The sequence below is a fragment of the Pseudomonas sp. 39004 genome (genome assembly GCF_028682155.1).
Classification (GTDB): domain Bacteria; phylum Pseudomonadota; class Gammaproteobacteria; order Pseudomonadales; family Pseudomonadaceae; genus Aquipseudomonas; species Aquipseudomonas capeferrum.
Map to the genome: position 1 here is coordinate 1 of NZ_JANIAG010000177.1, position 11458 is coordinate 11458.

Sequence of the window (11458 nt, forward strand, 5' to 3'; positions counted from 1 at the left end):
ACCGCCAATGTGCAACTGGCCCACCGCCCCCAGCGGCACCGGCCGGTCATGCGCATCGAGCACATACAGGCGGGTATTGGCGATCGGCCGACCAATCGGCGGCGCCAGCAGCGGCAGTGGCTCATGGGGCTGCAAGGTCCAGGCGGTGCTGTCTACCGTGGCTTCCGTGGGGCCATAGACGTTGTGCAGGCGCACCTTGGGCAGGCGCTCGCGCACACGCTGCAGCAACGCCAGTGTCAGTTCACCGCCGCCGCAGAAGATGTCCGTCAGGCTGGTGCAACCCTCGACACCGGGTTCTTCAAGAAACTGATGCAGCAACGCCGGCACGAACTTGATCGTGGTCACCTGGCTGGCCTGGACCCGTTGCACCAGGTACGCAGGGTCACGATGCCCGTCAGGGCGTGCCAGGACCAGGCGCAGGCCGGCGGTCAGCGGCCAGAACAGCTCCCAGACCGAACCGTCGAAACTGAACGGCGCCCGCTGCAGCAAGGCATCGCCCGGGCGTGGCGGGCAGATTTGCGAACCCCAGTGCATCAGGTTGCACAGGCCACGGTGCTCGATCATCACCCCCTTCGGGGTGCCGGTTGAGCCCGAGGTGTACATCACATAGGCCAGCTGCGTCGGGCCCAGGCCAGCTACCTGCGGGTCAGTTGCCGGGCAGGCGTGCCAGTCGCCACGGTCGAGGTCGAGCACAGGGCCTGGCAGTTGGTCGAACAGGCCCTGGGTAGCGCCGTGTACCAGCACCACCGTCGGGGTACTGTCATCAAGCATGAAGCGCAGGCGCTCGGCTGGGTAGCCAGGGTCCAGTGGCACGTAGGCACCGCCCGCCTTGAGCACGCCGAGCAACGCCACCATGAGCGCGGTGCCGCGCTCGACGCACACCGCCACCCGCGCATCGGGGCGCACGCCCAGGCCGATCAGGTGGTGGGCCAGGCGGTTGGCCTGGGCGTTGAGGGTCTGGTAATCGAGGAAACTGTCGTCGGTCTGCAGCGCGATGGCCTGGGGCGTACGCCGCACCTGGGCCTGGAACAGCGCAGGCAAGGTCTGCGTGACCGGGCTTTGCAGGTCTTGCGTGGCGTTGAAACCATGCAGCAAGCGGTGCAGTTCACCCTCAGGCACCGCGCACAACGCCGTCAGGCTCACGCTGCGGCGTTCGGCAAGGGCGCTGCCCAGCTGGCGCAAGGTCGCCAGCAAGTAGTTCAGTACCCGCTGCGCACCAATCGCTCGCGGCGCACGGACGGCAAGCTGCAGCCCGTCGGCGTGGTCGTCGACCGTCAGCACCAGGCCATGGCTCAGGACTTCACTGGCCTCGACCAGTTCCACACCCGGCAGCACCTGCCCGTGCAACACGGCCCCTTGGCGGTAGTTGATCAGGCTGTCGAACAGCGCGGTGCCCGCCGGCAGGCCGCTGCACCGCTGAGCGAGAATCAGCGGTGCGTCCTCGTGGCCGAGCAATGCGGCCAGGCCCGCGTGGGTCTCGCCCAGCGCCTGTTCGACCGAACGATGCTCCAGCTGCACCCGCAACGGCAAACTGTTGATGAACATGCCCAAGGCACGATCAGCGCCTTTGCCCGCCATGCTGCGGCCCAGCAGCACTGTGCCAAGGGTGACTTCATCACGCCCGCCGAGGGTCCCTAGCACCTGGGCCCAGGCCAGGTGCAGCAAGCTGGCGAGGCTCGCCCCCTGATGCCGGGCCTGGGTACGCAACAACCCCGCCAGCGGCGCTTCGACGGCCTGGCTATGGCTGTGCAGATCAAACGCATCCACCGGCTCGCCGCCGAGCCCGGCAATGGGCGCAGGCGGCTCGATGCCGGCCAGTTGCTCGCGGAAGAACGCCTCGTGCCGTGCCTGGCGCTCGGCAGCCGCACTCAGCGCCACATACTCGCGATAGGGCACAGGCGCCGGCAGCTGTTCGCCACGCCCGGCCATGAAGGCTTCGAGCTCGCCCAACAGCACCTGCAGCGAGACGGCATCATTGACCAGGTGGTGGAAGCGCAGCAAACCCAGCCAGCGCCCGTGCTGGGCATCCTCGGTGCAGGCCAGCGCCATCATCGGTGCCTGGCGCAAGTCCAAGGGCCGATGCTGGGGGTCGTAGTGGCTGCGCAGTTGCCCGGCGATGTTGCCGTCGGGCGCTGTCGTCAGCCAGTTGTCGACCGGCAGGCGCGCCTGGCGCCAGACCACCTGTTGGGGCTGTTCGAGCCCCTCCCAGGCCAGGCTGGTACGCAGGATGTCATGCCGGTCGATCACCTGCTGCAACGCCTCGCCGAAGGCCTGCAACTGCTGGGCGCTGGCAAAGGCGAACAACGCCTGCTGCTGGTAAGGGTCGCGTACATCGGTGACATGGTGGTACAGCAGGCCCTGTTGCAGGGGGGCCAGCGGATAGATTTCCTGCACGTTGCCAGCACCGCCCGGTACCGAGGCGACGATGCGGTCGATGGCGGTTTGCGTCAGCACGCTGAGCGTGAGCATGTCAGGCGTGATGCGCTGGCACTGCGGCGCTACCCGGTTGGCCGGTATGCGAGCGGCCTCCCCGACCACCACGGACGCCGCGAGGCTGGCCAGGGTCGATTGGCCGAACAGCACCTGCACATCGGCTTGCAGGCCTTGCTGACGCATTCGCTCGATCAGTTGCACGGCCAGCAGCGAGTGGCCGCCCAGCTCGAAAAAGTGATCCTGGCGCCCTACCCGCTCGACCTGCAGCAATTCAGCCCAAAGCACGGCCAGGCGTTGCTCGACTTCACCGAGGGGCGCTTCGTGTTCGCGGCGCACCTTGGCGGCTTCGTCCGCAGTCGGCAAGCCGCGACGGTCGAGCTTGCCATTGGCGGTCAGCGGCCAGACCGCCAGGTTGACATAGGCCACCGGCAGCAAAGCCGCCGGCAGGCGTTCGCGCAGGTGTTCATGCAGTGCCCTTGGCGTTACCGCCAACTGACCGATGTACCACGCTTGCAGTTGGCCGTCGCGCAGCATCACCACGCACTCGCGTACCGCCGCATGGCTGGCCAGGGCGGCCTCGATTTCGGCCAGCTCAACCCGGACACCGCGGATTTTCACCTGGTCGTCGTTGCGCCCGAGGTATTCCAGGGTGCCGTCGGGCAGCCAGCGCACGAGGTCGCCGGTGCGGTACATCCGCGCCCCTGGCAGCGTGCTGAACGGGTCGTCGAGAAAGCGCTCGGCGCTCATCTGCGGCCGCTTGAGGTAACCCCGGGCAACCCCCTTGCCGCCCACATACAGCTCGCCCGGGGCGCCGATGGGCAACAGGCGGCGCTGCTCGTCGAGCACATACAGCTGCGTGTTGGCCACCGGCCCGCCGATATGCAGCGGGCCACCTGCCGTCACCTCGCCCGAGGTCGCCACCACCGTGGCTTCGGTGGGGCCGTAGTTGTTGATGACCCGGTAGTGCCGCTCGCGGGCCATGCGCCGCAGGCGGTCGCCGCCAATCAGCAAGGTCTGCAAGGTGGGGTGTAGCTCACCTTGGGCGAAGGCATGCTCGGCCACCGGCGTGGGCAAGAAGCTGACATCCAGCGGCTGGGCGCGCCACCAGCGGAGCAAGGCATCGATGTCCTCGGCACCGTCACGCACGGGTGCCAGGTGCAGGGTCGCGCCGCTGCACAGGGCCGGCCACACCTCCCAGGCCATGGCGTCGAAGCCGAAGCCGGCCAGGCTCGACTGATGGCGGCCTGGGCCCAGCTCGAACGCACTGCAGTGCCAGTCGATCAGGTTGGCCAGCATGTGGTGTTCGACCATCACGCCTTTAGGCTGCCCTGTGGAGCCGGAGGTATAGATGACGTAAGCCAGATCGCTGGGCAGCGGCTGCGCAGGCCGGGCCAGGGCGGCGGGCGGCGCGTTCCAGTCCCAGCGATCCAGCTCGATCTGCGCCAGACCATGCGCGGGAAGGCGATCACGTAGCCATGACTGGGTCAACACGACGTCTGGCTCGCTGTCTTCCAGCAGGTAGGCCAGGCGTTCCTGCGGGTGGGCCGGGTCGATCGGCACGTAGGCGGCACCGGCCTTGAGCACGGCCAACAGGCCGACCAGGGTGTCCAGGCCGCGTTGGGCGACCACCGCCACGCGCCGGTCAGGCTTGGCACCCAGGCTCGCCAGGTGCTGGGCCAGCGCGTCGGCGCGGCGGTCGAGTTCGCCGTAGCTCAGGCTCTGGCCATCCTGAAGCACTGCCAAGGCATGCGGTGTGGCCTTGGCCTGGGCCGCGATACGACGATGGATCAACGCCTCGCCATTGTCGGGCCCTCGTTGCGCCGTGGCATTCCACTGCCGCAGGCGGGCGTGCTCGCTGGCGGTCAGCAGGTCAAAGGACGCGATACTTTGCTCGGGTTGTTGCAGGCCTTGCTCGAGGACGTGCAGCAGGCGCTCGGCCAGCGCCGTAGCATCCTGTTCGCTGAACCAGGCGCGGTTGTGCACCAGGTGCAGGCAAGCGCTGTCACGTTGGCTGTTGCAGCGCAGGTGAATGCTCAACGGGGTGGGTTCATGGCCATTGCAGACCATCACGGTGTGGCCAGGCACATCACCGAAACGCAGGTCGTTGCCATCCTCTTCGAACGACACCATCAGTTCGAACAGCTGCGGCCGCTCTTCACGCAATGCGCCGAGGCTGCGGTTGAGTTCGCTGAGGGCGAAACGCTGGTGGCGGAAGTCCTGCTTGAGCGCGTCGCGAATCCCCTGCACCAGCGCCGCGAAGGTGCGCTCGCGGCCAAAGTCCATGCGCAACGCGCTGACTTGGGTAAACAGCCCCAGGGTCGACTTGAACTGGGCGTTGCCGCGGTTGCGCACCGGCAAACCGACCACCCACTCGTCACGCTGCCAGGTGCGTGCGCTGCACACATGCAGGGCGGCCAGCAGTACATGAAACGGCGAGGCCTGCAGCGTGCTGCCCAGCGCCCGCATACGTGCCAGCAAACGGGTATCGAATGGCTGCTCGAGCACGGCGCTGGGCGGCGAAAGGTGTACCGCGTTACGCTCGCGCGGCGCCAGCAAGGCGTCCGGCAATTGCAGGTATTTAGCCAGCCAATAATCGCGGTCGCGGTCATGGCGTGGCGAACCCTGGTACTGGGCATCGTCGTCGATGAACGACCGATAGGACGGTGCGCCGCTCGGCAGGGGCAGCCCCTGTTCGAGCAGGTTGTAGTATTCGGCGATCTGCTTGAACCACTGGTCCACCCCCCAGCCGTCGAGGACCAGGTGGTGGGCCTGCACGGCAAACAGGTAGCGCTGCTCGCCCAGGCGAATCAGTGTGGTGCCCCAAAGCGGGCTGGCATCCAGGCGATAGGGCGTCTGCATCCGGGCTTGCAGCAGGGCCTGGGCGGCCGCCCACGGCGCCTCTGCATCGCGCACATCGTGCCGCACCAGTTCCACCTCCAGGGTGGGGGCAAAGTACTGCCGCGCCATGCCCCCCTGTGTCACCAGCACCGTGCGCAGGCCGTCATGCTGGGCAACCAGGTGCGCCAGTGCCTGGCGCAGCCGCGCGGCATCCACCCCGCCATTCATTTCGACATAGGCGCCGATGTTGTACAGCGGCGAGTCGCCGTGGCTGATCTGGTCCAACCAGATGTCGCGCTGGGCAACGGTCAGGGCAAAGGTTTCGGCGGCAGGCATGAGTCGGCAGGTCCTTCTGATTGATCATCGGCGGATTCAAGCACCCCGCCTTCAGCCTGTATGGCCCCTGAAACCCGGACATGCGCTGGGCGTGTAGAAGCCTGCTGAAAAACATGTAGGAGATTTGCCACAGCCTCTACCCGGCATTACCTACACCCGGATTTATCGGCGGAGAAAAGGCCTGGATCGCCACGCTTCTGGCGTCAATTGGCTGGCCAAGCCCTCATTAGCCACTACCCACACCGTCAGAGCCCCTGCCCACCTGATCCGCAATCGGTGGCACTTTGTGTCCCTGTTTTCCACTACAGACGCAGCACCCCGGCCGGGCTTGAATACCGCCACTCCCACCTACCCCCCCGAGGACTCGACCGCGAGACCACCCGCCGTAACGCTTGGAATCAAGGAAGACAATGATATGAAGCTGACCGACAGCCTCGAACACCGCCCCGACCCGCAGTTGTATCTGCAACTGGGCGAACTGATCGCCAGTACCGGCGCCGAGCGCTTCGCCGAACAGATGTTGCATCTGGTCGATGCCCAGGTGCCGGTCCACAGGCTCGACCTCAGTGAATGGACCCTTGCCCCCCGGCAGGCCAGTGTCAGCCGCATCAATGTACTGGGCAGCGCCGGCCCTGCCCCTGAACGGCCCACCGTCAACACCCTGCGCTACCCCCTGCTGCAGAGCATCATGCAGATGAAGGACCCGCTGCTGATCGAATTCAAGGCCCCACAAGACGCAGGCCAGCCCAGCCAAAGTGCCCACCAGTGCAACCTGGTGTCGTGCAGCGGTGTGCGGCGCTGGGTCATCTGCTTTCATCGCTTGCCCAGCCAGCGTGGCTTTTCGCTGGGTGAACTGTCGCAATTGAAAAGCCTGTCTGACACCTTGCTGCCGTTGGTCGAGCACCACGGCCAGTTGCTGCGCCAAGGGGGGGCACGGCATACCGGCTCGCCGCTGGCCGATTTGCCAGCGGGCTCGTTGCGCCATTCGTTTGGCGAGCGCCTGGTGCAGGAAGCCGTGAGGCTGTCGACCCGGGAACAGGAGGTTTGTCTGGGCCTGCTGACCGGCGGCACGGTGCCGGAAATGGCGCAGCGGCTGAACGTGAAAAACAGCTCGATCGAAACCTACCTCAAGCGCGCCACCGCCAAGCTGGGGGTCAGTGGCCGCCATGGCCTGACCAAATGGATGGCCGGCGCCTGACTCTGCGAGACACACCGATGCCCCGATCTAGCCTTATCCTGTGCGCTGCGCTGTTGTGCGGCTGTTCGCTGGCCCCTGACTACCAGCGCCCGGGCGCAGCGGTGGCCGCGCACTACCCACAAGGGCCTGCCTATCAAGGTGATGTGCAGGCGCACCCGGCCATCGATGACTGGCGCCAAGTGTTCCAGGACCCGGTATTGCGCCAATTGATCGACAACGCGTTGGCCAATAACCGCGACCTGCGCAGTGCAGCGCTGAACGTCGAGGCCTACCGCGCCCAGTACCGCATTCAGCGCGCCGAGCTGTTGCCCAAGGTCTCGGCCGATGGCCAGGGGCAGCGCCAGTACCTGCCGCGGCGCATGACCGGCACCGAACAGGGCATGATCAGCTCCACCTATGCGGCAACCTTGGGCGTGAGCGCCTACGAGCTCGACCTGTTCGGCCGCCTGCGCAGCCTCAGTGACCAGGCGCTGCTGACCTACCTGGCCAGCGACCAGGCCCGGCGCAGCACCCAGTTGAGCCTGGTGGCCAGCGTCGCCAGCGTGTACCTGACCTGGCGTGCCGACCAGGAGCTGCTGGCCCTGGCCAACGACACCCTGGTGGCGGACGAACGCAGCCTGCGCCTGACCGTCAACCAGCGCCGCGCGGGTACCGTTTCGGCCCTGGACCAGATCCAGGCGCGCACCAGCGTCGACAGCACGCGCGCGGCCGTGGCCCGTTACAAACGCCAGGTGGCCCAGGACCTCAACCAACTGACGCTACTGGTGGGTGCCCCTGTGGCCGACGACCTCCGCGCCCTGCCCCTGGCCAACGAACAGATCGCCGGCTTGCAAGCCGGCCTGCCCTCCGACCTGCTGCAACGCCGCCCGGACATTGTCCAGGCCGAGTACCAGCTGCGCGCGGCCAATGCCGACATTGGCGCAGCACGTGCGGCGTTTTTCCCCAGTATCAGCCTGACTGCCAATGCCGGCAGCACCAGCCCTGCGCTCAGCGGGCTGTTCGATTCAGGCTCGGGGACCTGGCTGTTCCAGCCGCAGATCAACCTGCCGATCTTCACCGCCGGCAGCCTGCGAGCCAGCCTGGACTACGCCCGGCTGCAGAAGGAGATTCAGGTGGCGCAGTACCAGAAGGCGATCCAGGGCGCCTTCCAGGAAGTGGCGGACGGTTTGGCCGCGCGCGCCACCTACCAGCGGCAGTTGCAGGCCCAGCGCGACTTGGTGGCGTCGAACCAGCGCTACTACGACCTGGCCGAGCACCGTTACCGCATTGGCGTGGACAGCAGCCTGACGTTTCTCGATGCGCAGCGGTCGTTGTTCAGTGCCCAGCAGGGGCTGATCAATGACCGCTTGGCGCAGCTGGTGGCGGAGGTGAACCTGTATGCGGCGTTGGGTGGGGGCTGGCAGGAGGCTGCCGACCCTCACGCTCGCGATGGGGCGCCCGGCAGCGCGTTCGTGGGTCTAAACTGAACAGGGCCAGATCACCAGGCATGAACCGGGGGGCTTCCACACGCGGAGGTGTGAGATGAGCCAGTTCAAACGTTTGTTCGTCATGCTCGGCCCGCAGATGCGCCACACGCCCGCGCTGCAACGCGCGGCGGCCTTGGCCGAGTCCAGCGGTGCATTACTCGATATCAACGTATTCGTCGACGATGTCGACACGTTCGGTTTGATGAGCGACGGCCGGGAACGTGAACGGCTGCTCAGCGACAACCGCCAATGGCTGGCCGATGAAGCCGAGCAACTGGCCGATGCCGGCCTGGATGTGTCCACCGAGTTGCTGCTGACCCGCGACCCGTTGGCCAGTGTGATCGAGCGCATCGAGCGCTTGGGCTGCGACTTGCTGGTCAAGGATGTGCAGCACGAACCGGTGCTCAAGCGTTTGCTGGTAACCCCACTGGACTGGCAGTTGCTCAAGGACAGCCCAGTCGCCGTGCACCTGGTCAGCGACATCCGCCTGCCCCTGCCCCGGCAGATCGCCGCCGCAGTAGACCTCAACAGCCATGGCGCAGGCGAGCACCTGGACGAGCAGGTGATTCACAGCGCCCATGCCCTGGCCTTGCAGTGCAACGCCGAGCTGCACCTGCTGCATGTGTGCGACGCAGCCAAGACCCATATCGCCGACTTCGGCGCCGGCACAGTCACCATGCCCGGGTTCGATGGCAGTGTGCGCACCGCGCAACGGGCGTCGTTCAACCGCCTGGGTGACCATCACCAGGTGCCATTGGAGCGCAGGCATTTTGTGGAGGGGCCGGCGATTCGTGCGATTGCCCAGTTCATCAGCCATAGCCGGGTCGATGTGATCGTCATGGGCAGCCATCGGCATGACGCCATGCAGACCTTCCTGGGCGGCACCACGGCGCATGTGCTGGAGCATCCGTTGTGCAATGTGCTGGCGATCAAGGCGGGGGCCTGAGGGTTTTCGTTACCTGCAGGTTGCGCGGCGTAGGAGCGGCCTTGCCGGGGCGGCGAGAGGTGAACTGGCACGGGCGCTCCATTTAAAAAGAATGCATTTGATAATGATTCGTAGTAATTTCGCGCCGCTTTGTACCCCTTCCCCTAGCGCCCTACTCCAGGATCGTACCGTCGATGCGTCGCACGTTCGTTTCGCTTTGTGTGCTTCATGCTGTGTCCCCGCTGGCCTGGGCTGAGCCCGACTCGCTCAGCGACTCCGCCCAGATCGAACTCCAGGCTTTGAGCATCACCGGTACCGCCGACAGCGAACGTGCCGATGGCCCGGTCGTTGGCTACAAGGCAAGCCGTTCGGCAAGCGCCACGCGCACCGACACCGCCCTGCACGAGACCCCGCAGTCGGTCAGCGTGGTACCCAAGGACGTGCTCGAAGACACCGGCGCCACGCGGCTGCAGGATGGCCTGGACTACGCCGGCGGTGTAGGCCGCGCCAACAACTTCGGTGGCCAGGGCCTGACCACCTTCACGGTACGCGGCTTTACCACGGGCGAGTTCTACCGCAATGGCTTCCCGATCAACCGTGGCTACCCCAATGCCCCCGACGCCAACACCGTCGAGCGCCTGGAAGTGATCCGCGGCCCGGCCACCAGCCTGTACGGCCGCGGCGACCCCGGTGGCACCTTCAACGTGGTCAGCAAGCAACCGCAGGCTGAACGCAAGGTCACCCTGGGCAGCCAGATCGACGACCAGGGCATGCACCGCGCCACCCTCGACGCCACCGGCGCGCTAAATGACGAAGGCACGCTGGCCTACCGGCTTAACGTGCTCGGTGAAGGCGGCGAAAGCTTTCGCGATGATGTGGAGAGCGAGCGCTACGACGTGGCGCCCGTGCTCAGCTGGCAGGTCAACGACAGCACCCGGATCGTCTTCGAAGGCGACTTCATGCGCAACAACCACCCGCTCGACCGTGGCCTGACCCGCTATGCCACCCAGACCGGCAGCGCCTCGCGTGACACCTACATCTGGGAGAAAGGCAGCGACAATTTGCTGCACAACGACAACAACATGGCCCAGGTGCGCTTCGAGCACCTGCTCAATGACAACTGGACGCTGGCTGGCGGTTTCCAGTTTCTCGATGGCTCGCTCAAGGGCAACGCGGTTGAAGCCAATGGCGCGCCCGCTGACGGGCGCACCCTGCAGCGCAACTTCAACTACCGCAAGCTGGAATGGACCGACCGTGACTGGCAACTGAACCTCACCGGCCACTTCGATACCGGTGGTTTCAGCCACACGCTGCTGACTGGCATCGAGTACGAGAACTACGACTACAACTCGATCATCCAGCGCTCCTCGGCGGCCTATCCGATCGATATCTACAACCCGGTGCTCGGCCAGCCAAGGCCCGCGCTGACGCGTACCACAACGTGGGACAAGGAAAACCTGCAGACCTGGGCGTTCTTCATCCAGGACCAGGTGGCCCTGACCGAGCGCCTCAAGGCCTTGGCCGGCGTGCGTTTCGAACGCTTCGAGCACGACTACGACGACAAGCTGGCCAACACCCGCGACTTCAGCAAGGGCGAGAATGGCGTGACCCCGCGCTTTGGCCTGATCTACGACCTGACCGACACCGTGGCGGTCTATGCCAACACGGCGCGCTCATTCAAGCCCAACAGCGGCACGCCCGCTGGCAGCGGGGGCTTCGATCCCGAGAAGGGCAAATCCTACGAGCTGGGCGTGAAGTGGGAAGCGCTCGATCGCCAGCTGAGCATTGATGCGGCGGTGTACCACATCGTCAAGGAAAACGTGCTGGCACGCGACCCCAACGACCCCTTGGGTATTTACAGCATCGCAACGGGCGAGGTGCGCAGCCGCGGCCTGGACATCAACATCGCTGGCAATATCACCCCCGCGTGGCGGGTGATGGGTGGCTACGCCTATGTCGATGCCGAAGTGACCAAGGACACCACCGTGCCGACCGGCACCCGCCTGGCCAACATCCCGCGTAACAGCTTCAGCCTGCTGAACACCTACGAGTTCCAGGATGGCCTGGCCAAAGGCCTGGGGCTTGGGGTGGGGGTCAAGTACGTGGATGATCGCGCCGGCCAGACAGCCGCGACGACCTACACCATGGAACGCTACAGCGTGGTCGACCTGCTCAGCTTCTACAAGGTCAATGAACACGTGCGGCTGAACCTGGATATGAAGAACGTCTTCAACAAGGGGTATGACGAAGGGGCGTTCAATA

General features: G+C 65.8%; 5 protein-coding genes. 4 read left to right on the plus strand and 1 reads right to left on the minus strand.

What is annotated here, in order from left to right; genetic code table 11:
- Window positions 1-5607: non-ribosomal peptide synthetase (locus NP534_RS22605; RefSeq protein ID WP_274100169.1), on the minus strand; the 5607-nt coding region annotated here is incomplete at its 3' end.
- A 415-nt stretch (window positions 5608-6022) separates the two neighbouring features.
- On the opposite strand from NP534_RS22605, the gene NP534_RS22610 reads away from it, so the two are divergent.
- The 4 genes from NP534_RS22610 to NP534_RS22625 all read left to right on the plus strand — a co-directional run.
- Window positions 6023-6805 (plus strand): helix-turn-helix transcriptional regulator, encoded by a 783-nt coding sequence (locus NP534_RS22610; RefSeq protein WP_274100170.1) that lies wholly within the window; start codon window positions 6023-6025, stop codon window positions 6803-6805.
- Window positions 6806-6822: 17 nt separating this feature from the next.
- Window positions 6823-8271 (plus strand): efflux transporter outer membrane subunit, encoded by a 1449-nt coding sequence (locus NP534_RS22615; protein ID WP_274100171.1) that lies wholly within the window; start codon window positions 6823-6825, stop codon window positions 8269-8271.
- A 55-nt stretch (window positions 8272-8326) separates the two neighbouring features.
- Window positions 8327-9217 carry a universal stress protein gene (locus NP534_RS22620; RefSeq protein ID WP_033697693.1) on the plus strand — a complete coding sequence of 297 codons (891 nt, stop codon included), beginning with the start codon at window positions 8327-8329 and terminating at the stop codon, window positions 9215-9217.
- A gap of 173 nt (window positions 9218-9390) precedes the next feature.
- Window positions 9391-11458 (plus strand): TonB-dependent siderophore receptor (locus NP534_RS22625; protein WP_274100172.1); only part of this gene is annotated, 2068 nt, incomplete at its 3' end.

Bases quoted from the DNA above. Each gene is read 5' to 3' on its own strand.
- NP534_RS22610 (WP_274100170.1), top strand. From the start codon at position 6,023: ATGAAGCTGACCGACAGCCTCGAACACCGCCCCGACCCGCAGTTGTAT.
- NP534_RS22615 (WP_274100171.1), top strand. From the start codon at position 6,823: ATGCCCCGATCTAGCCTTATCCTGTGCGCTGCGCTGTTGTGCGGCTGT.
- NP534_RS22620 (WP_033697693.1), top strand. From the start codon at position 8,327: ATGAGCCAGTTCAAACGTTTGTTCGTCATGCTCGGCCCGCAGATGCGC.